At 53.2% G+C, this 20,716-nt stretch carries 23 protein-coding genes; 14 read left to right on the forward strand and 9 right to left on the reverse strand.

Going from position 1 to position 20,716, the window contains the following annotated elements; translation table 11 throughout:
• The first annotated feature begins 47 nt into the window (after nucleotides 1-47).
• The 8 genes from rbfA to mtr all read left to right on the forward strand — a co-directional run bounded on the left by rbfA (nucleotide 48) and on the right by mtr (nucleotide 8,653).
• A complete protein-coding gene (gene rbfA / locus HEM79_RS13540) occupies nucleotides 48-449 on the forward strand; it encodes a 30S ribosome-binding factor RbfA (RefSeq protein WP_001040205.1) in 402 nt (133 codons plus the stop codon).
• Nucleotides 449-1,393, forward strand: coding sequence for a tRNA pseudouridine(55) synthase TruB (gene truB / locus HEM79_RS13545; RefSeq protein ID WP_000089704.1), 945 nt, complete (start codon nucleotides 449-451; stop codon nucleotides 1,391-1,393). Before rbfA ends, truB begins: the two co-directional genes overlap by 1 nt.
• A 148-nt stretch (nucleotides 1,394-1,541) precedes the next feature.
• The gene (rpsO, locus tag HEM79_RS13550; RefSeq protein ID WP_000059470.1) at nucleotides 1,542-1,811 is read left to right on the forward strand and encodes a 30S ribosomal protein S15; all 270 of its coding nucleotides are present in this window, start codon (nucleotides 1,542-1,544) and stop codon (nucleotides 1,809-1,811) included.
• A gap of 246 nt (nucleotides 1,812-2,057) precedes the next feature.
• On the forward strand, nucleotides 2,058-4,193 hold the full coding sequence (gene pnp / locus HEM79_RS13555; RefSeq protein WP_000933927.1) for a polyribonucleotide nucleotidyltransferase: 2,136 nt from the start codon (nucleotides 2,058-2,060) through the stop codon (nucleotides 4,191-4,193).
• 108 nt (nucleotides 4,194-4,301) lie between these two features.
• Nucleotides 4,302-5,186: a lipoprotein NlpI gene (gene nlpI, locus HEM79_RS13560; protein WP_000802080.1), complete on the forward strand. Its 885-nt coding sequence runs from the start codon at nucleotides 4,302-4,304 to the stop codon at nucleotides 5,184-5,186.
• A 106-nt stretch (nucleotides 5,187-5,292) separates the two neighbouring features.
• The gene (yrbN, locus tag HEM79_RS13565) at nucleotides 5,293-5,373 is read left to right on the forward strand and encodes a protein YrbN (RefSeq protein ID WP_010723222.1); all 81 of its coding nucleotides are present in this window, start codon (nucleotides 5,293-5,295) and stop codon (nucleotides 5,371-5,373) included.
• Nucleotides 5,366-7,255 (forward strand): ATP-dependent RNA helicase DeaD, encoded by a 1,890-nt coding sequence (deaD, locus tag HEM79_RS13570; protein ID WP_021551467.1) that lies wholly within the window; start codon nucleotides 5,366-5,368, stop codon nucleotides 7,253-7,255. Before yrbN ends, deaD begins: the two co-directional genes overlap by 8 nt.
• A 153-nt stretch (nucleotides 7,256-7,408) precedes the next feature.
• Nucleotides 7,409-8,653 carry a tryptophan permease gene (mtr, locus tag HEM79_RS13575; protein ID WP_000224338.1) on the forward strand — a complete coding sequence of 415 codons (1,245 nt, stop codon included), beginning with the start codon at nucleotides 7,409-7,411 and terminating at the stop codon, nucleotides 8,651-8,653.
• Between the two features lie 72 nt (nucleotides 8,654-8,725).
• Here the strand turns inward: mtr and HEM79_RS13580 are convergent, their stop codons facing one another.
• From HEM79_RS13580 to ubiU, 3 genes are all read right to left on the reverse strand, one after another.
• Nucleotides 8,726-9,733 carry a luciferase-like monooxygenase gene (locus tag HEM79_RS13580; RefSeq protein WP_176241458.1) on the reverse strand — a complete coding sequence of 336 codons (1,008 nt, stop codon included), beginning with the start codon at nucleotides 9,731-9,733 and terminating at the stop codon, nucleotides 8,726-8,728.
• Between the two features lie 80 nt (nucleotides 9,734-9,813).
• Nucleotides 9,814-10,692 (reverse strand): U32 family peptidase, encoded by an 879-nt coding sequence (locus tag HEM79_RS13585; RefSeq protein WP_176241457.1) that lies wholly within the window; start codon nucleotides 10,690-10,692, stop codon nucleotides 9,814-9,816.
• A gap of 8 nt (nucleotides 10,693-10,700) precedes the next feature.
• Nucleotides 10,701-11,696, reverse strand: coding sequence for a ubiquinone anaerobic biosynthesis protein UbiU (gene ubiU / locus HEM79_RS13590; RefSeq protein ID WP_000421305.1), 996 nt, complete (start codon nucleotides 11,694-11,696; stop codon nucleotides 10,701-10,703).
• A gap of 208 nt (nucleotides 11,697-11,904) precedes the next feature.
• Between ubiU and ubiT the strand changes: the two genes are divergently transcribed.
• Nucleotides 11,905-12,429 (forward strand): ubiquinone anaerobic biosynthesis accessory factor UbiT, encoded by a 525-nt coding sequence (gene ubiT / locus HEM79_RS13595; protein ID WP_001517154.1) that lies wholly within the window; start codon nucleotides 11,905-11,907, stop codon nucleotides 12,427-12,429.
• Nucleotides 12,423-12,926, forward strand: coding sequence for a GNAT family N-acetyltransferase (locus HEM79_RS13600; protein ID WP_000908554.1), 504 nt, complete (start codon nucleotides 12,423-12,425; stop codon nucleotides 12,924-12,926). The genes ubiT and HEM79_RS13600 overlap by 7 nt, the downstream gene beginning before the upstream one ends.
• Here the strand turns inward: HEM79_RS13600 and yhbQ are convergent.
• Entirely contained in the window at nucleotides 12,913-13,215 is a 303-nt protein-coding gene (gene yhbQ, locus HEM79_RS13605) for a DNA damage response exodeoxyribonuclease YhbQ (RefSeq protein ID WP_010350072.1), read from the reverse strand. The two genes, HEM79_RS13600 and yhbQ, sit on opposite strands and share 14 nt — an antisense overlap.
• 50 nt (nucleotides 13,216-13,265) lie before the next feature.
• Between yhbQ and HEM79_RS13610 the strand changes: the two genes are divergently transcribed.
• A complete protein-coding gene (locus HEM79_RS13610) occupies nucleotides 13,266-13,709 on the forward strand; it encodes a YhbP family protein (protein WP_176241456.1) in 444 nt (147 codons plus the stop codon).
• Here HEM79_RS13610 and yhbO read toward each other — a convergent pair.
• The gene (gene yhbO, locus HEM79_RS13615; protein ID WP_000037602.1) at nucleotides 13,689-14,207 is read right to left on the reverse strand and encodes a protein/nucleic acid deglycase; all 519 of its coding nucleotides are present in this window, start codon (nucleotides 14,205-14,207) and stop codon (nucleotides 13,689-13,691) included. The two genes, HEM79_RS13610 and yhbO, sit on opposite strands and share 21 nt — an antisense overlap.
• Before the next feature lie 127 nt (nucleotides 14,208-14,334).
• Here yhbO and HEM79_RS13620 point away from each other — a divergent pair, with 127 nt between their 5' ends.
• Nucleotides 14,335-14,970, forward strand: coding sequence for an NAD(P)H-binding protein (locus HEM79_RS13620; protein ID WP_000084526.1), 636 nt, complete (start codon nucleotides 14,335-14,337; stop codon nucleotides 14,968-14,970).
• A 72-nt stretch (nucleotides 14,971-15,042) separates the two neighbouring features.
• Nucleotides 15,043-16,083 carry a permease gene (locus HEM79_RS13625; RefSeq protein ID WP_176241455.1) on the forward strand — a complete coding sequence of 347 codons (1,041 nt, stop codon included), beginning with the start codon at nucleotides 15,043-15,045 and terminating at the stop codon, nucleotides 16,081-16,083.
• Between the two features lie 103 nt (nucleotides 16,084-16,186).
• On the opposite strand, the gene dolP is transcribed toward HEM79_RS13625, so the two are convergent.
• The 4 genes from dolP to lpoA are packed head-to-tail and all read right to left on the reverse strand — an operon-like array spanning nucleotide 16,187 to nucleotide 19,771.
• Entirely contained in the window at nucleotides 16,187-16,762 is a 576-nt protein-coding gene (gene dolP / locus HEM79_RS13630; RefSeq protein WP_000646033.1) for a division/outer membrane stress-associated lipid-binding lipoprotein, read from the reverse strand.
• 9 nt (nucleotides 16,763-16,771) lie between these two features.
• A complete protein-coding gene (diaA, locus tag HEM79_RS13635) occupies nucleotides 16,772-17,362 on the reverse strand; it encodes a DnaA initiator-associating protein DiaA (protein WP_001158034.1) in 591 nt (196 codons plus the stop codon).
• A gap of 19 nt (nucleotides 17,363-17,381) precedes the next feature.
• Nucleotides 17,382-17,777, reverse strand: a complete 396-nt coding sequence (locus tag HEM79_RS13640; protein WP_000246839.1) for a YraN family protein — start codon at nucleotides 17,775-17,777, stop codon at nucleotides 17,382-17,384.
• The gene (gene lpoA / locus HEM79_RS13645) at nucleotides 17,735-19,771 is read right to left on the reverse strand and encodes a penicillin-binding protein activator LpoA (RefSeq protein ID WP_176241454.1); all 2,037 of its coding nucleotides are present in this window, start codon (nucleotides 19,769-19,771) and stop codon (nucleotides 17,735-17,737) included. The genes HEM79_RS13640 and lpoA overlap by 43 nt, the downstream gene beginning before the upstream one ends.
• A 64-nt stretch (nucleotides 19,772-19,835) precedes the next feature.
• Between lpoA and rsmI the strand changes: the two genes are divergently transcribed.
• Entirely contained in the window at nucleotides 19,836-20,699 is an 864-nt protein-coding gene (rsmI, locus tag HEM79_RS13650; protein WP_176241453.1) for a 16S rRNA (cytidine(1402)-2'-O)-methyltransferase, read from the forward strand.
• Nucleotides 20,700-20,716 lie beyond the last annotated feature (17 nt).

The raw sequence follows: 20,716 nt of genomic DNA on the forward strand, positions 1-20,716 counted from the left end.
ATTTTAAAAAGGGGCTTATGGCCCCTTTTTTGTCAGGAGAATTTATTATGGCGAAAGAATTTGGTCGCCCGCAGCGCGTAGCGCAGGAAATGCAAAAAGAGATCGCTCTCATCCTGCAACGCGAAATTAAAGATCCTCGTCTGGGCATGATGACCACCGTTTCCGGTGTCGAAATGTCTCGTGACCTGGCGTATGCCAAAGTGTATGTCACTTTCCTCAACGACAAAGATGAAGATGCGGTAAAAGCGGGCATCAAAGCGTTGCAGGAAGCCTCTGGTTTCATCCGCAGCCTGCTGGGCAAAGCGATGCGTCTGCGTATCGTGCCGGAACTAACCTTCTTCTACGACAACTCATTGGTTGAAGGGATGCGTATGTCAAACCTGGTGACCAGCGTGGTCAAACATGACGAAGAACGTCGTGTTAACCCGGACGACAGCAAGGAGGACTAATGAGTCGTCCTCGTCGTCGCGGTCGCGACATTAACGGCGTTTTGTTGCTGGATAAACCGCAGGGCATGTCCAGCAACGATGCGCTGCAAAAAGTGAAACGCATTTATAACGCCAACCGTGCCGGACACACCGGCGCGCTGGACCCGCTGGCGACCGGCATGTTACCGATTTGCCTCGGGGAAGCGACGAAGTTTTCCCAGTATCTGCTGGACTCCGACAAACGCTATCGGGTGATTGCGCGTCTTGGGCAGCGTACCGATACTTCCGACGCTGACGGACAAATCGTTGAGGAGCGTCCGGTAACCTTTAGTGCAGAGCAACTGGCGGCAGCACTGGATACTTTCCGTGGCGATATCGAACAGATCCCTTCGATGTATTCGGCGCTGAAATATCAGGGCAAAAAACTGTACGAGTACGCGCGTCAGGGCATTGAAGTCCCACGCGAAGCGCGTCCGATTACCGTTTATGAATTGCTGTTTATTCGTCATGAAGGCAATGAGCTGGAGCTGGAAATTCATTGCTCAAAAGGCACCTATATCCGCACCATCATTGACGACCTGGGTGAAAAACTCGGCTGTGGCGCGCATGTTATTTACCTGCGCCGTCTGGCAGTAAGTAAATATCCAGTCGAACGGATGGTGACTCTGGAACATCTGCGTGAACTGGTTGAGCAAGCTGAACAGCAAGAGATTCCGGCGGCACAATTGCTTGATCCATTATTGATGCCAATGGACAGTCCAGCTTCGGACTACCCCGTAGTGAATCTTCCGTTAACGTCTTCTGTTTACTTCAAAAATGGTAACCCGGTTCGTACATCTGGTGCGCCGCTGGAAGGACTGGTTCGTGTTACGGAAGGTGAGAATGGTAAGTTTATCGGTATGGGCGAAATTGACGATGAAGGCCGCGTAGCGCCTCGTCGCCTGGTGGTTGAATACCCGGCGTAATGTTAACCGTCTTGCGATAACAGGTCGCTACGAGTAGAATACTGCCGCTTAACGTCACGTAAATTGTTTAACACTTTACGTAACGTACACTGGGATCGCTGAATTAGAGATCGGCGTCCTTTCATTCTATATACTTTGGAGTTTTAAAATGTCTCTAAGTACTGAAGCAACAGCTAAAATCGTTTCTGAGTTTGGTCGTGGTGAAAACGACACCGGTTCTACCGAAGTTCAGGTAGCACTGCTGACTGCACAGATCAACCACCTGCAGGGTCACTTTGCAGAGCACAAAAAAGATCACCACAGCCGTCGTGGTCTGCTGCGCATGGTTTCTCAGCGTCGTAAACTGCTCGACTACCTGAAACGTAAAGATGTAGCACGTTACACCCAGCTCATCGAGCGCCTGGGTCTGCGTCGCTAATTCTTGCGAGTTTCAGAAAAGGGGCCTGAGTGGCCCCTTTTTTCAAGCTAACGGCAGCAATTCACTGGAAACTAATGTATTGTTGCTATGAATGATCTTCCGTTGCAGAGGTTCGCGCGGCTAATGAGAGGCTTTACCCACATCAGGCTGGGTTAGGGTTGTCATTAGTCGCGAGGATGCGCAGAAGATCGGGTATTAACACCAGCGCCGTTAAGGTGCTGTCTAAGAAAGAGAAAGGATATTACATTGCTTAATCCGATCGTTCGTAAATTCCAGTACGGCCAACACACCGTGACTCTGGAAACTGGCATGATGGCGCGTCAAGCCACTGCCGCTGTTATGGTTAGCATGGACGACACTGCGGTATTCGTTACCGTTGTTGGCCAGAAAAAAGCCAAACCAGGTCAGGACTTCTTCCCACTGACCGTTAACTATCAGGAGCGTACCTACGCTGCTGGTCGTATCCCGGGTAGCTTCTTCCGTCGTGAAGGCCGACCAAGCGAAGGCGAAACCCTGATCGCGCGTCTGATTGACCGCCCGATTCGCCCGCTGTTCCCGGAAGGCTTCGTCAACGAAGTTCAGGTTATCGCCACCGTAGTTTCTGTTAACCCGCAGGTTAACCCGGATATCGTCGCGATGATTGGTGCTTCTGCAGCACTGTCTCTGTCTGGTATTCCGTTCAATGGTCCGATTGGTGCTGCCCGTGTGGGTTACATCAATGATCAGTACGTACTGAACCCGACTCAGGACGAGCTGAAAGAAAGTAAGCTGGATCTGGTTGTTGCGGGTACTGAAGCCGCTGTACTGATGGTTGAATCTGAAGCTGAACTGCTGAGCGAAGACCAGATGCTGGGCGCAGTGGTGTTCGGTCATGAACAACAGCAGGTTGTTATTCAGAACATCAATGAACTGGTGAAAGAAGCCGGTAAACCGCGTTGGGACTGGCAGCCGGAGCCGGTAAACGAAGAGCTGAACGCACGCGTTGCTGCACTGGCTGAAGCTCGTCTGAGCGATGCTTACCGCATCACTGACAAACAAGAGCGTTATGCACAGGTTGACGTGATCAAATCTGAAACCATCGCGACGCTGCTTGCTGAAGACGAAACCCTGGACGAAAACGAACTGGGTGAAATTCTGCACGCTATCGAGAAAAATGTTGTTCGTAGCCGCGTACTGGCAGGCGAACCGCGTATCGACGGTCGTGAAAAAGATATGATCCGTGGTCTGGATGTCCGTACTGGCGTGCTGCCACGTACTCACGGTTCTGCGCTGTTCACCCGTGGTGAAACTCAGGCGCTGGTTACCGCAACGTTGGGTACTGCACGTGACGCGCAGGTTCTTGATGAACTGATGGGCGAACGTACTGACACTTTCCTGTTCCACTACAACTTCCCTCCGTACTCCGTAGGCGAAACTGGCATGGTCGGTTCTCCGAAGCGTCGTGAAATTGGTCACGGTCGTCTGGCGAAGCGCGGCGTGCTGGCTGTAATGCCGGATATGGACAAATTCCCGTACACCGTACGTGTTGTGTCTGAAATCACCGAATCCAACGGTTCCTCTTCTATGGCTTCCGTGTGCGGCGCTTCTCTGGCGCTGATGGACGCAGGTGTGCCGATCAAAGCCGCCGTTGCGGGTATCGCAATGGGTCTGGTGAAAGAAGGCGACAACTACGTTGTACTGTCTGACATTCTGGGTGACGAAGACCATCTGGGCGATATGGACTTCAAAGTTGCGGGTTCCCGTGACGGTATCTCTGCACTGCAGATGGATATCAAAATTGAAGGTATCACCAAAGAGATCATGCAGGTTGCGCTGAACCAGGCTAAAGGTGCGCGTCTGCATATCCTTGGCGTAATGGAACAGGCGATCAACGCGCCGCGTGGCGATATCTCTGAGTTCGCTCCGCGTATCCATACCATCAAGATCAACCCGGACAAGATCAAAGACGTTATCGGTAAAGGCGGTTCTGTTATCCGTGCCCTGACCGAAGAAACCGGCACCACCATCGAAATCGAAGATGACGGTACTGTGAAGATCGCAGCTACCGACGGCGAGAAAGCAAAACATGCCATTCGTCGTATCGAAGAGATCACTGCGGAAATCGAAGTGGGCCGCGTCTACAATGGTAAAGTGACCCGTATCGTTGACTTTGGTGCATTTGTTGCCATCGGAGGCGGTAAAGAAGGTCTGGTACACATCTCTCAAATCGCTGACAAACGCGTTGAGAAAGTGACCGATTACTTGCAGATGGGTCAGGAAGTACCGGTGAAAGTTCTGGAAGTTGATCGCCAGGGCCGTATCCGTCTGAGCATTAAAGAAGCGACTGAGCAGTCTCAACCTGCTGCGGCACCGGAAGCTCCGGCTGCTGAACAGGGCGAGTAAGGTTGCCATTTGCCCTCCGCTGCGGCGGGGGGCTTTTAACCAGGCAGGACGCCTTGTTAGCAACCGGGAACAGGACGTTCATTCAACCGTGGTCTTCGGGAGTGGGAAATGAAGCCTTTTTTGCGCTGGTGTTTCGTTGCGACAGCACTTACGCTTGCAGGATGCAGTAATACTTCCTGGCGTAAAAGTGAAGTCCTCGCAGTGCCATTGCAACCGACTTTACAGCAGGAAGTGATTCTGGCACGTATGGAACAGATCCTTGCCAGTCGGGCTTTAACCGATGACGAACGCGCACAGCTTTTATATGAGCGCGGAGTGTTGTATGATAGTCTCGGTCTGAGGGCATTAGCGCGTAACGATTTTTCGCAGGCGCTGGCAATCCGACCGGATATGCCTGAAGTATTCAATTACTTAGGCATATATTTAACGCAGGCAGGCAATTTTGATGCTGCCTATGAAGCGTTTGATTCTGTACTTGAGCTTGATCCAACTTACAACTACGCGCACTTGAATCGCGGGATCGCATTATATTACGGCGGTCGTGACAAGTTAGCGCAAGATGATCTGCTGGCGTTTTATCAAGACGATCCCAATGATCCTTTCCGTAGTCTGTGGCTTTATCTCGCCGAGCAGAAGCTCGATGAGAAGCAGGCTAAAGAAGTGTTAAAACAGCACTTCGAAAAATCGGACAAGGAGCAGTGGGGATGGAACATTGTCGAGTTCTACCTGGGCAACATTAGCGAACAAACGTTAATGGAAAGGCTCAAGGCGGACGCAACGGATAACACCTCGCTCGCTGAGCATCTCAGTGAAACCAACTTCTATTTAGGTAAGTACTACCTAAGTCTGGGGGATTTGGACAGCGCCACGGCACTGTTCAAACTGGCGGTTGCCAACAACGTGCATAACTTTGTTGAGCACCGATACGCATTGTTGGAATTATCGCTCCTGGGCCAGGACCAAGATGACCTGGCAGAATCGGACCAGCAATAGCTGACGTACACATCAGCCCGTAATCTTATTTGATTGCCATCACCTTAACGGGTGAGGGCGTTGTTGTTCGTTAATACACCTACTTTGAGCCGGTTCACACTTTTCAATGAAAATTGCTGATCAATTTCATGATGAGTTATGTAGACTGGCCGCCATTAATTTTGAGGCACACGTACTACATGGCTGAATTCGAAACCACTTTTGCAGATCTGGGCCTGAAGGCTCCTATCCTTGAAGCCCTTAACGATCTGGGTTACGAAAAACCATCTCCAATTCAGGCAGAGTGTATTCCACATCTGCTGAATGGCCGCGACGTACTGGGTATGGCCCAGACGGGGAGCGGAAAAACTGCAGCATTCTCTTTACCTCTGCTGCAGAATCTTGATCCTGAGCTGAAAGCACCACAGATTCTGGTGCTGGCACCGACCCGCGAACTGGCGGTACAGGTTGCTGAAGCAATGACGGATTTCTCTAAACACATGCGCGGCGTAAACGTGGTTGCCCTGTACGGCGGCCAGCGTTATGACGTGCAATTACGCGCCCTGCGTCAGGGGCCGCAGATCGTTGTCGGTACTCCGGGCCGTCTGCTTGACCACCTGAAACGTGGCACTCTGGACCTCTCTAAACTGAGCGGTCTGGTTCTGGATGAAGCTGACGAAATGCTGCGCATGGGCTTCATTGAAGATGTTGAAACCATTATGGCGCAGATCCCGGAAGGTCATCAGACCGCTCTGTTCTCTGCCACCATGCCGGAAGCGATTCGTCGCATTACCCGCCGCTTTATGAAAGAGCCGCAGGAAGTGCGCATTCAGTCCAGCGTGACTACCCGTCCTGACATCAGCCAGAGCTACTGGACTGTCTGGGGTATGCGTAAAAACGAAGCTCTGGTACGTTTCCTGGAAGCGGAAGATTTTGATGCGGCGATTATCTTCGTTCGCACCAAAAACGCGACTCTGGAAGTGGCTGAAGCCCTTGAGCGTAACGGCTACAACAGCGCCGCGCTGAACGGTGACATGAACCAGGCGCTGCGTGAGCAGACTCTGGAACGCCTGAAAGATGGTCGTCTGGATATCCTGATTGCGACCGACGTTGCGGCTCGTGGCCTGGACGTTGAGCGTATCAGCCTGGTGGTTAACTACGATATCCCGATGGATTCTGAGTCTTACGTTCACCGTATCGGTCGTACCGGTCGTGCGGGTCGTGCTGGCCGCGCGCTGCTGTTCGTTGAGAACCGCGAGCGTCGTCTGCTGCGCAACATTGAACGTACTATGAAGCTGACCATTCCAGAAGTAGAACTGCCGAACGCAGAACTGCTGGGCAAACGCCGTCTGGAAAAATTCGCCGCGAAAGTACAGCAGCAGCTGGAAAGCAGCGATCTGGATCAATACCGTGCACTGCTGAGCAAAATTCAGCCGACCGCAGAAGGTGAAGAACTGGATCTCGAAACTCTGGCAGCCGCACTGCTGAAAATGGCACAGGGTGAACGTACTCTGATTGTTCCGCCAGATGCGCCGATGCGTCCGAAACGTGAATTCCGTGACCGTGATGACCGTGGTCCGCGCGATCGTAACGACCGTGGCTCGCGTGGCGACCGTGAAGATCGCCCGCGTCGTGAACGTCGTGATGTTGGCGACATGCAGCTGTACCGCATTGAAGTGGGCCGTGATGATGGCGTTGAAGTTCGTCATATCGTTGGCGCGATTGCTAACGAAGGCGACATCAGCAGCCGTTACATTGGTAACATCAAGCTGTTTGCTTCTCACTCCACCATCGAACTGCCGAAAGGTATGCCGGGTGAAGTGCTGCAACACTTTACGCGCACTCGCATTCTCAACAAACCGATGAACATGCAGTTGCTGGGCGACGCACAGCCGCATACTGGCGGTGAGCGTCGTGGCGGTGGTCGTGGTGTCGGTGGCGAGCGTCGTGAAGGCGGTCGTAACTTCAGCGGTGAACGCCGTGAAGGTGGTCGTGGTGATGGTCGTCGTTTTAGCGGCGAACGTCGTGAAGGCCGCGCACCGCGTCGTGATGACTCTACCGGTCGTCGTCGTTTCGGTGGTGATGCGTAATTCACGCTGACCAGCAGAACTCTGCTGTAAAGTAAAATATACAGCCCCGATTTTAACCATCGGGGCTTTTTTTATTTCTTTTGTACTCGTGTACTGGTACAGTGCAACACATAACAACGCAGTCGCACTATTTTTCACTGGAGAGAAGCCCTTATGGCAACACTAACCACCACCCAAACGTCACCGTCGCTGCTTGGCGGCGTGGTGATTATCGGCGGCACCATTATTGGCGCAGGAATGTTTTCTCTGCCTGTGGTCATGTCCGGTGCGTGGTTCTTCTGGTCAATGGCGGCGCTAATCTTCACCTGGTTTTGTATGCTGCATTCCGGTTTGATGATTCTGGAAGCTAACCTCAATTATCGAATCGGTTCGAGCTTTGACACCATCACCAAAGACTTGCTGGGCAAAGGCTGGAACGTGGTCAACGGCATTTCCATTGCCTTTGTGCTCTATATCCTGACTTACGCTTATATCTCTGCCAGCGGTTCGATTTTGCATCACACCTTCGCAGAGATGTCGCTAAATGTCCCGGCACGGGCGGCGGGTTTTGGTTTTGCACTGTTGGTGGCGTTTGTGGTGTGGTTGAGCACTAAAGCCGTCAGCCGAATGACGGCGATTGTGCTGGGGGCGAAAGTCATTACCTTTTTCCTCACTTTCGGCAGCCTGCTGGGGCATGTACAGCCTGCGACATTGTTCAACGTTGCGGAAAGCAATGCGTCTTATGCGCCTTATCTGCTGATGACGCTGCCGTTCTGCCTGGCGTCGTTTGGTTATCACGGTAACGTGCCGAGCCTGATGAAATATTACGGCAAAGATCCGAAAACCATCGTCAAATGTCTGGTGTACGGTACGTTGATGGCGCTGGCGCTGTATACCATCTGGTTGCTGGCGACGATGGGCAACATCCCGCGTCCGGAGTTTATCGGCATCGCCGAGAAGGGCGGCAATATTGACGTGCTGGTACAGGCGTTAAGCGGTGTGCTGAACAGTCGTAGTCTGGATCTGCTGCTGGTAGTGTTCTCAAACTTTGCGGTAGCGAGTTCGTTCCTCGGCGTAACGCTTGGTCTGTTCGATTATCTGGCAGATCTGTTTGGTTTCGACGACTCGGCTCTGGGTCGCTTTAAAACGGCACTGTTGACCTTTGCACCGCCTGTTGTTGGTGGCCTGCTGTTCCCGAACGGATTCCTGTATGCCATTGGTTATGCTGGCTTAGCGGCTACCATCTGGGCGGCAATTGTTCCGGCGTTGCTGGCTCGCGCATCGCGTAAACGCTTCGGTAGCCCGAAATTCCGCGTCTGGGGCGGTAAACCGATGATTGTCCTGATTCTGGTGTTTGGCATTGGCAATGCTCTGATCCATATTTTATCGAGCTTTAATTTGCTGCCGGTGTATCAGTAAGGGTGAGGTCTGATGCCCTCACCCTAACCCTCTCCCACAGGGAGAGGGGACTGCCCGGCGCGGAAAATGCACTTACCCCAACAACTCTTCCTTCACGTCCATCGCCAGCTCAAACGAATGCAGCCGCGCCTGGTGATCGAAGATCTGCCCGTTAACCATAATCTCATCAGCGTCGGTTTCGCGCAGGATCGACTGCAAGCCATGACGCACTTTCGCTTTATCGCCCACCAGCGACATACTCAGCGCCTGCTGCACGCCATACTGTTCGGACGGCGACCAGAACTGATCCATATTCTGAATTGGCGGCGGCAGTTGCCCGGTTTCGCCACGACGCAGTTTCACAAAGGCTTGCTGCATCGAGGTAAACAGGAATTCGGCGTCGCGGTTGCTGTCGGCGGCGATAATATTGATGCACACCATCGCGTATGGTTTCTCCAGCCGTGCCGAGGGTTTGAAGTTGCTGCGATAAAGATGTAGCGCCTGGAACAACATATCCGGCGCGAAGTGTGAGGCAAACGCAAACGGCAGACCAAGCTGCGCCGCCAGTTGTGCGCCGTAGAGGCTGGAACCTAACAACCACACCGGGATTTTCTCACTATAGCCCGGCACCGGACGCACATGCGGGTTTGGATCGCGGGCGTCAAACCAGTCCACCAGCTCTGCAACATCACGAGGGAAATTATCAATATCGCCGCTCATATGGCGACGCAGTGCCATCATGGTCCGTTGATCGCTACCCGGTGCACGACCCAGCCCTAAATCGATTCGCCCCGGATAGAGCGTATTGAGCGTGCCAAACTGTTCGGCAATCACCAACGGTGAGTGGTTAGGTAACATCACGCCGCCAGACCCCAGATGCAGCGTGGTGGTATTCGCCGCCAGATAGCCAATCAATACCGATGTGGCAGCACTGGCAATGCCGGTCATATTGTGGTGTTCCGCCAGCCAGTAGCGATGATAGCCGCGCTTTTCAGCCAGGCGGGCGAGGTCGAGAGAGTGGGAGAACGCTTCTCGTGCTGAAGAACCTTCGGGGATGGGAGCCAGATCGAGTAGCGAAAAAGGAATAGTTTTATCAGTCATAACAGCTCACTTTGTTACCGATTAATCTTTAATACTGCATTAAAGAGTAGTTAAACTTGTTAACAAAGTGAGCTATTTACTTACGCTTGCAACTCCAGTCCTGCCAGCCGTCGCCAGTAGCCGTTACAATCGCTGTTTGCCGTCAACGGCAGTGGCGCAGCGCCATTTTCATTGGCGCGGAAGGCGTCGAGCATAGCGAAAGTGTCAGTACCCTGCGGTGACAGGCGAACCACATCAACCAGCCCCTGCATGGATGCCAGCTCGTTACCGAGGTTGTAAACGTAGCCGCTCATGGTCTGAATGCCATTGAGCACAAACACTTGCTGATTCTCTTGCGACAGCACGTTGCGCCCGTTCGGATACTTAATGCAGCAGGTTTCGCACTCATCTTTCGGGCGGTCTTCCGAACGCGCGGTAAAGCAGCGAGCAGAGTAGGCCAGCGGCAGATGACCGTAGCTCAGGACTTCCACTTCAAACTGGTTGCGAATGCCCAACTTATCGCACTGATTAAGCAGATTCACCAGCCAGTCGCGGGAAAGCTCCACCGGCATACACCAGCGCATCATGCCCTGTTTGAGCAATATTTTCAGCGTTACCGCGTTGTAGCAGTTCAGCGCGTGTCCAGCGACGAACGGCAGTTTGCGCTCAGCGCACATATTCACCACGCCGAGATCGCTGGCTTCAATCAGAAACTCACCGTTCTCAACATAGCGTTTCAGTTCGCCCAGTTCGGAGGATGCCTGCACCAGCGCCAGTGTGGAGAGCACAATCTGCTTGCCGCTACCGGCGAGCGATTTTGCCATCTCCAGCCAGTCGCCAACTTTGGTTGCCCGACGCTTGCTGCACACGGCTTCACCGAGATAAATCACATCGGCGCTGCTGGTGGCGGCCTGCTGATAAAATTCTTCCAGCGTCTCTTTTGGCCAGTACCACAGCACCGGCCCTAAGGAATATTTCATTGCTTTTCTCACTGCCATTTACGGTGATACGCGCCAAGGGTGGTTTGCGTGCCTTCGGACATCGACCCGAGCGTCTCCATCCACGCGCTTTGCGGTACGAAGTTTTGCGGATCGGCCTTACAACGGTCGATAGCCTGACGCCAGACTTTTGCCACCTGGCTGACATACGCCGGGCTACGCTGGCGGCCTTCAATTTTCACCGAAGCAATATTCGCCGCCATTAACTCCGGCAGTAGCTCAAGGGTATTGAGACTGGTTGGTTCTTCCAGCGCGTGATAGCGCTCGCCGTCCACCAGATAACGCCCTTTACATAGCGTCGGATAACCTGCGTTTTCGCCGTCCTGATAACGGTCGATCAGCACTTCGTTAAGACGGGATTCCAGCCCCTGCGGCGTTTGTTGCCAGCGCACGAAGCGAGCCGGAGAACATGCACCGACGGTGTTGGGCGATTCACCCGTCAGATATGACGACAGATAGCAACGGCCTTCCGACATAATGCACAGGCTGCCGAAAGCGAACACTTCCAGTGGTACAGGCGTGACCCGCGCCAGTTGTTTCACCTGATGAATCGACAACACGCGCGGCAGCACCACGCGGGCAACGTCAAAATGGCGATGATAAAAGTTAATCGCCTCTTCATTGGTCGCCGAAGCCTGCACTGACACATGACGCTCAATATGCGGGTAACGCTCGGCGGCGTACTCCAGCATGGCGAGGTCGGCGAGGATCAGCGCGTCGGCACCCAATTGCGCCGCCATGTCCACGGCGCGCTGCCAGCGGGCATAGCCGTCCGGGTGCGCAAAAGTGTTAATTGCGATGTGAAGTTTGCGGCGATGTTGATGGACAAAACTCACCGCTTCCTGCAATTTTTTCTCGGTAAAGTTAAGGCCGGCGAAGTGGCGGGCATTGGTATCATCTTTTAGCCCGATATAAACAGCATCTGCGCCGTTTTCGATGGCCGCCTTAAGCGCCGGGAGATTTCCGGCAGGGCAGAGCAGCTCCATAATTTTTCCTGAAGGTTGCGCCTTAAGAGCGCAAAAATGTTAACGAACTGGGATTTTAGTTAACCTTGCTGCGACAATTTTTGATTTAAGGCAGTTAAAGTTGTATTGGTGGTATCAGCAATTTCATATGGAATTGTTGATTTATACCGCTATGTTATTTTCCTGATATGGCAAAATAGGACGATTGTTGAAACAGGGAGTAAAACTCGTGTTGGATAAACTGCGTTCCCGTATTGTGCATTTGGGGCCATCTCTGTTGAGTGTACCGGTAAAACTGACGCCATTTGCGCTAAAACGCCAGGTTCTTGAGCAGGTCTTAAGCTGGCAATTCCGTCAGGCGCTGGATGATGGCGAGCTGGAGTTTCTTGAAGGCCGCTGGTTAAGTATTCATGTGCGTGATATTGACCTGCAATGGTTTACCTCGGTGGTGAATGGCAAACTGGTGGTCAGCCAGAACGCGCAAGCTGATGTGAGTTTTAGTGCCGACGCCAGCGATCTGCTGATGATTGCGGCGCGTAAACAAGATCCGGATACGCTTTTCTTCCAGCGCCGGTTGGTGATTGAAGGCGATACGGAGCTGGGGTTGTATGTGAAAAACCTGATGGACGCCATTGAGCTGGAGCAAATGCCGAAAGCCTTACGCATGATGCTGCTGCAACTGGCGGATTTTGTTGAGGCGGGAATGAAAACCACGCCTGAAACCAAACAGACATCGGTAGGTGAACCATGCTAATTCGAGTAGAAATTCCCATTGATGCGCCGGGTATTGATGCCCTGCTGCGTCGTTCATTCGAAAGCGATGCGGAAGCGAAGCTGGTTCACGATCTGCGTGAAGATGGCTTTCTGACGCTGGGGCTGGTGGCGACAGATGACGAAGGTCAGGTCATTGGCTATGTGGCATTTAGTCCGGTTGATGTGCAGGGCGAAGACCTGCAATGGGTTGGCATGGCACCGCTGGCGGTTGATGAAAAATACCGTGGACAGGGGCTGGCACGCCAACTGGTCTATGAAGGACTCGATTCGCTTAATGAGTTTGGCTATGCCGCAGTGGTGACGCTGGGTGATCCGGCGCTGTACAGTCGTTTCGGCTTTGAGCTGGCTGCGCATCACGATCTGCGTTGTCGCTGGCCGGGCACTGAAAGCGCCTTCCAGGTACATCGTTTAGCGGATGACGCGCTGAATGGCGTAACTGGTCTGGTTGAGTACCACGAGCATTTCAATCGCTTTTAATCTCCGGGGTTTGCAGACTCCTTAATAACTCTGCAAACCCTACGCCTTCTGCTACCAGACGCTCTTTCTGCCGTTTGGTTAACTGCTTAACGCGATATTCCGCCCGTAGTGCCAGCGAACGGTCGCCTACTGGCGCGGAAAACGCCAGCGTTAGTTCTCCTTTCCCACGCAGTGCTTTCGCCCCTTTGCCGCTCTGGTGCTGCTGATAGCGGCGTTCGACATCCGTGGTGATCCCGGTGTAAAGCTTATTATCGGCGGTACGAATCAAATAGAGATACCAGGGTGTCATCGTTTGTGTCACATGTTAAGGTCAGGCCACCAGTATAAAAGAGAACAAAAATGGAAACACTCACCGCTATTAGCCATTGGCTGGCAAAACAACATGTTGTCACCTGGTGTGTGCAGCAGGAAGGGGAACTGTGGTGCGCCAATGCCTTTTATCTCTTTGATTCGCAAAAGGTTGCTCTTTACATTCTCACGGAAGATAAAACGCGTCATGCACAGATGAGCGGGTCGCAGGCTCCGGTTGCCGGTACGGTAAACGGTCAGCCGAAAACGGTGGCGTTAATCCGTGGCGTACAGTTTAAAGGCGAGATCCGCAGGCTGGAAGGTAAGGAAAGCGACCTTGCGCGCAAGGCGTATAATCGTCGCTTTCCGGTTGCCAGAATGATGTCGGCACCGGTTTGGGAAATCCGGCTTGATGAAATCAAATTCACCGACAACACGCTGGGCTTTGGTAAAAAACTGGTCTGGCTACGCGGCTCAGGCACCGAGCAGGCGTAACGCCTCGCGGTTAAATGCTGGCAGATCGTCCGGCGTTCGGCTGGTAACCAGCTGATCTTTATCGACCACTACTTCCTGATCGTAAAATTCCGCTCCTGCGTTTTTAACATCAATAATGATCGGTTTAACGGCGGTCAGCTTACGACCGCGAATCACATCGGCGCTAATCAGCAGTTGCGGGCCGTGGCAGATAGCGAAGACCGGTTTACCGCTATTCACAAAATCTCGCGTAAAGGTGACAAAACGATTATCACCACGCAGATAATCTGGTGAATGGCCACCTGGAAGCAGCAGGGCATCAAACTCTGCTGGCGTCACTTCATCGATGGATTTATCAATGGTGACGCTGGCTTCCCCTTTTTTCCCTTTCACCGTTTTACCCGCTTGCTTTTCAATAGTGACAACTTCGTGCCCGGCTTTACGAAATGCGTCTGCGGGTGAAGTAAATTCTGAATCCTCAAATTCATCAGTGATTAAAACAGCAATCTTTTTACTCATGCTTCCTCCGCGTTGTTGCATTGGATGAGGCGAATTTCCCACAATCGGGGATAATTACCTCGTAGACTATTAAGCCTGGTGCATGTACCGGGGAGTGCAAGGCGGACAATTCTGTAAAGGAGCGAAGATGAGTCAGGTACTGATTACAGGCGCAACGGGGCTGGTGGGCGGTCACCTGCTGCGGATGTTGATTAACGAACCGAAAGTAAACGCCATAGCCGCGCCGACGCGACGCCCGTTGGGCGATATGCCAGGCGTGTTCAATCCCCATGATCCACAACTGACCGACGCGCTGGCGCAGGTTACCGATCCCATCGACATTGTGTTTTGTTGTCTCGGCACCACGCGGCGGGAAGCGGGTAGCAAAGAGGCATTTATTCATGCCGATTACACGCTGGTCGTGGACACCGCGTTAACCGGACGGCGGCTGGGTGCACAGCATATGCTGGTGGTTAGTGCGATGGGCGCAAACGCGCATTCGCCGTTTTTCTATAACCGCGTCAAAGGGGAGATGGAAGAAGCGTTAATCGCCCAGAACTGGCCGAAACTGACCATTGCGCGTCCGTCGATGTTGCTGGGCGATCGTAGCAAGCAGAGGATGAACGAAACGCTTTTTGCGCCGCTGTTTCGTTTGCTGCCTGGCAACTGGAAATCCATTGATGCACGGGATGTGGCGCGGGTCATGCTGGCAGAAGCCATGCGGCCTGAACATGAAGGGGTGACTATTTTAAGCTCTTCAGAACTACGCAAAAGAGCTGAATAATTATTCCCAAGGATTGATAGTGAGCGTAATATTCACGCGCTCAATTATCATAACTTATTCCTGGGGAATGCTATGACTGGTCAGTCTTCATCTCAGGCGGCAACGCCCATTCAGTGGTGGAAGCCCGCGCTTTTCTTTCTCGTTGTCATTGCCGGACTTTGGTATGTGAAATGGCAACCCTACTACGGTAAAGCGTTTACCGCCGCCGAAACCCACAGCATCGGTAAATCAATACTCGCGCAGGCGGATGCCAATCCGTGGCAGGCAGCGTGGGATTACGCGATGATCTATTTCCTCGCGGTATGGAAAGCGGCGGTGCTGGGGGTGATCCTCGGTTCGTTGATTCAGGTGCTGATTCCCCGTGACTGGTTGCTGCGCACGCTGGGGCAATCGCGCTTTCGCGGCACGCTGCTGGGAACGCTGTTTTCGCTACCAGGTATGATGTGTACCTGCTGTGCGGCACCGGTCGCGGCGGGGATGCGTCGCCAGCAAGTGTCGATGGGCGGTGCGCTGGCATTCTGGATGGGGAATCCGTTGTTAAACCCGGCGACGCTGGTGTTTATGGGGTTTGTCCTCGGCTGGGGGTTTGCGGCGATTCGTCTGGTGGCGGGGCTGGTGATGGTGTTGCTGATTGCGACGCTGGTGCAAAAATGGGTGCATGAGACACCGCAAACCCATGCTCCAGTTGAAATTGACATGCCGGAAGCGCAGGGCGGATTTTTTACCCGCTGGGGAAGGGCGCTGTGGACTCTGTTCTGGAGTACGATCCCGGTTTATATCCTTGCAGTACTGGCGTTGGGTGCCGCTCGCGTCTGGTTATTCCCCCATGCCGATGGTGCTGTCGATAACAGCCTGATGTGGGTGGTGGCGATGGCGGTAGCAGGATGCTTGTTTGTCATTCCCACGGCAGCAGAAATTCCGATTGTACAAACGATGATGCTGGCAGGTATGGGAACCGCTCCGGCGCTGGCATTGTTGATGACGCTCCCGGCGGTGAGTTTGCCGTCACTGATTATGTTGCGTAAAGCATTTCCGGCAAAAGCATTATGGCTGACCGGAGCGATGGTGGCGGTGTCAGGCGTGATTGTCGGTAGTCTGGCGCTGTTGGCCTGAAACATGTCGGATGCGGCGTAAACGCCTTATCCGACCTACGGTTTGCATCGTTGTAGGCCTGATAAGACGCGGCAAGCGTCGCATCAGGCATTACAAGGGGCTGCTATTTAATAAACGTAAACGCCGTGGTCACCCGCTTCACGCCGCTCACCCGGCTGGCAATATCTGCCGCCGCTTTCGCTTCACGTTCAGTCACCAGCCCCATCAGGAATACTTCGCCGTTTTCGGTGGTTACTTTCACGTTGGACGATTTCACCAGGTCGCTGGTTAACAGTTGCGAACGCACTTTGGTGGTGATCCACGTATCGTTAGACGCTTCGCCCAGACCAATCGGCTGACCCTGACGAATCTCGTTATACACTTCGTTGGCACCGTCTACGCCCATAGCAATCTGTTTGGCGCGAGCCGAAAGTTCAGCGTTTGGTGACTGCCCAACCAGCAGCACTTTGCCTTGATAGGCCGTTACATTAATGCGCGCTTCTTTCTTAATTTGTTCGTCTTTTGATAATGCGCTGTTCACGCGCACTTCCAGAGTACCATCGTCCACCTGGGTGCCGACACTGCGGGGGTCGGTCGCCGCTTTAGTACCCACAGCGGCAGTACCTACTACGGCAGCAGCAACACAACCTTGCAACAGCAGCGCGGAAATAAGGACTGCGATTGGCGATAATGCCTTCATGTATTCTCCTTAATCATCCTGGTGAGGGAAAAGCGTGTTATCGATCAGATCGCACAGGCAATTTACCGTCAGCATATGCATTTCCTGAATGCGAGCACTACGATGCGAGGGAATGCGGATCTCCACGTCCTGTGGCCCTAACAAACCTGCAAGTTCACCGCCGTCATAGCCGGTTAATGCCACAATGGTCATATCACGCGTAACGGCGGCTTCAACAGCTTTTACGATATCGCGGCTATTGCCACGAGTAGAAATAGCTAACAACACATCTCCCGCATGTCCCAGCGCCCGCACCTGTTTTGCATACACTTCATCATGTAAGCGATCGTTGGCAATCGCCGTTAAGACAACATTATCAGTATTTAGTGCAATGGCAGGTAAGCTGGGCCGCTCCGTTTCGAAACGGTTGATCATGCTGGCAGCAAAATGCTGTGCATTGGCAGCGGAAGTTCCATTACCACAACAGAGGATTTTGTTGCCATTGAGCAGAGACTGAACCAGCGTCATGGCTGCACGGGAGATGGCATCCGGAAGCGCCTCTGCCGCCGCAATTTGAGTTTGAATGCTTTCAGTGAAGCAAGCTTTAATTCTTTCTTGCACGCTAATCCTTAAACCTTAATTATGAGTGGTCATTAAAGGCATCCTTAATCCACTCAACCTCATTCCCGGTGAAGGCTACCACATCGAACCGGCAATCCACAGTATCAAAACTCCCATTATGACGCGCGAGCCACAAGCGGGCAGTCTGTAATAATTTGTGTTGTTTGCTGCGGGTCACACTGGCTGCTGCGCCACCATATAGGGCAGAACGGCGGTAGCGCACCTCAACAAAAACGGTGGTCTGGCCTTCATGCATTATCAGATCAATCTCGCCGCCACGCTCGTTCACGTTAGCGGCGACAAAGCGCAGTCCTTTGCCTTCCAGCCAGCGACGCGCTTGTGCCTCCCACGCATCGCCGGTCTGTTTAGTGGTTAACTGGCGGGGACTACCTGACCTTGTTGGTACTGTAGCCATGATAACTTCCTGTTAATCACGCAATCCGGGTTAGCCGTCAGACTTCCGGTATTACCGTTGATTTCAAAACCCTGAACCTGGCGCATTTGCGAGAAATGATTTGCCAGTGACCAGGCATCGACGCCCATCGCATACATGCGCGCCAGCGAATAATCATTATTTACCGCACTGAGCACCTGCTGCATTAACGGCAGATTACTGCCTGCCAGCATCGGGATTTCGCTGTACTGCAAGCCTTCCATCTCCAGTCGGAAATCCGGGCCAGCAGAGCCTCCTGCGCTGCGGGAGCTGGCGTACAACGTTGCACCGCTGTGACTGCCGTTACGCATAGCGATCATCGGTTTGATGAAGGCGATTTCGGCTGGCGTTGCCACAATGTACACCGCATCGACACGACCGCCATTATCGGTGAACTGGTCTCCGGTCGGCGTGGTTTGCAGGGTTGGATTGTTGGTCGTCATGCCGGAGTCGGTTGTCGCTCTGGGGGTAATCGGGCTACCTGTTAAAGCGATACCTGCACGGCCGTTAACACCCGCGTGTAATTCGCTGGTGGAACCAAATTTTTGTTGCAAAACGGTGCCGCCGCCGAGTTTCTGCCACTCTTGCGCAAACGCATTGGCTACGCGATCGCCCAACGAACTGCGTGGGATCAGTACCAGCGGTGCTTGTTTACCCTGGTCACGAATATGACGCGCTGCATCGCGCGCTTCATCTTCTGGCGATAGCGCGAAATAACAGATATTGGCGCGGTTTTCGATATTTTCCGGCTGATTGAGTGCCAGCACGTTCAGCGGGGTGTTGCTCTTGAGCAACTCCTCAACGTTATTTTTTAGCAGTGGACCGACTACAATACTCGCGCCATCCTGCTGAACCTGGTTGAGGATCTGGCTAAGTGGTTGTGATGAGGTATCGTAGATTTTCAGTTCTGCGGATGGATTCGCCGGAGAGCTTACCGCTGCGGTGCTTGCCGGAGGGGCGCTTACAGGCACCGGCTGTGCGGCGGTTTCTTCACCTGTCAGATCGCTAACAGACGCTTGTGCCGGGCTGGCAACGCCGTCTACGGTTTGCGGCTGGGGTTGTTCTGCTACGTCAGCGACAGGCGCGGCTGCTACCTGAGCCGCTACCGGCTGAGTGCCGATATTTTTCGCCGCTTCAAAGCCTTGCTGAATAGTGCGACCAAACACTGCGGCCTGACCATTCAACGGTAACAGCAGGGCGATTTTGTTGGTTGACGCTGGTTTAAACGCTTTTACATTTACCAACTGCGTTGGCAGCATTTTCGCGCCCGGATTGTTCGGATAACGTTTCTGCCAGTCAGCGATCCCGGCTTTCATCATGTCGGGGTCATTGCGGTTATCAAACCAGACGCGTTGCAGATCCAGCCAGCCTTGCAGGATGTTTTCGTCGGCGTTGATCACCAGCGTATTCGCCTGCTGCTGGGTCATGGCGGAGAGCGCCTGCCAGGTGGCATCGATATTCTGCTGTTTTTCTTGCGCACCGAGTAACGGTTCCTGAGCAATTAATGCGCGCAGTAAATCAATGGAAGGACGTCCCTGACTGGCATCGATTTTTGCCTGCCAGTAACGCGCCTGCTGGTTTTGCTCTAAATCTGCCGGAGTAATTTTAGCCAGCAAGGTCTGCGCGCCAGCAAAATCTTTTTGTGTCAGCTTAATCTCTACCGCCAGCAGAGATTTTTCGCGACGCTGGATATCGTTCAGTTCTTGCGGCAGCTGGTTAAACAGTTCAACCGCCTGCCCGGTTTTACCTTCTTTCACCAGTGCACGAATGGCGAGTAATTGCCAGTTGATCCTGGTATCATCAGAGCTTTGCTGCATCTGCTGAAGATAAAAGGCAGAATCGGCCTGCGCCGTGCCCTGCATATAGGCAGTGGACTGATCGGGGGTATGGGTGCCACAACCGGCGAAAATCAGGGCTGCCAGAACAACAGGCAGACAACGCGCGGCTTTCAAACGAGAAAATGTTGAGGGTACCATAATGTATCCAGTGATATTTTTTTTACGCAATTCTCAATATTAAATCGGCAATACGGACGACACAATGAAACAACACCAATCGGCGGATAATTCTCAAGGTCAGCTCTACATTGTACCGACGCCAATCGGCAATCTGGCGGATATCACTCAGCGTGCGCTGGAGGTATTACAGGCCGTTGATCTGATTGCCGCCGAGGATACGCGTCATACCGGTTTACTGCTGCAACATTTTGGGATAAACGCCCGACTGTTCGCCCTGCACGACCATAACGAACAACAGAAAGCCGAAACGCTGCTGGCGAAGCTGCAAGAGGGACAAAACATTGCGTTGGTTTCTGATGCCGGAACGCCGCTGATTAACGACCCTGGTTACCATCTGGTGCGTACCTGCCGTGAAGCGGGGATTCGCGTGGTGCCGCTACCGGGACCGTGTGCTGCCATCACTGCATTAAGCGCCGCTGGTTTACCATCCGACCGTTTTTGTTATGAAGGCTTTCTGCCCGCTAAATCGAAAGGCCGCCGTGATACGCTAAAAGCGATTAAAGCGGAACCGCGCACGCTGATTTTTTATGAATCGACCCACCGTCTGTTAGATAGCCTGGAAGATATCGTCGCGGTGCTGGGTGAGTCCCGCTACGTGGTGCTGGCGCGAGAACTGACCAAAACCTGGGAAACCATTCACGGCGCGCCCGTTGGCGAACTGTTGGCGTGGGTAAAAGAAGATGAAAACCGCCGCAAAGGCGAAATGGTACTGATTGTCGAAGGACATAAAGCGCAGGAAGAGGACTTGCCTGCCGATGCGCTGCGCACGCTGGCGCTGTTACAGGCAGAACTGCCGCTGAAAAAAGCGGCGGCGCTGGCAGCAGAAATTCACGGCGTGAAGAAAAATGCGCTGTATAAGTATGCGCTGGAGCAGCAAGGGGAGTAATTACAGGCGTTGCAGCA

The organism is Escherichia sp. 93.0816, from assembly GCF_013368855.2.
In the GTDB taxonomy this organism is placed as follows: domain Bacteria; phylum Pseudomonadota; class Gammaproteobacteria; order Enterobacterales; family Enterobacteriaceae; genus Escherichia; species Escherichia ruysiae.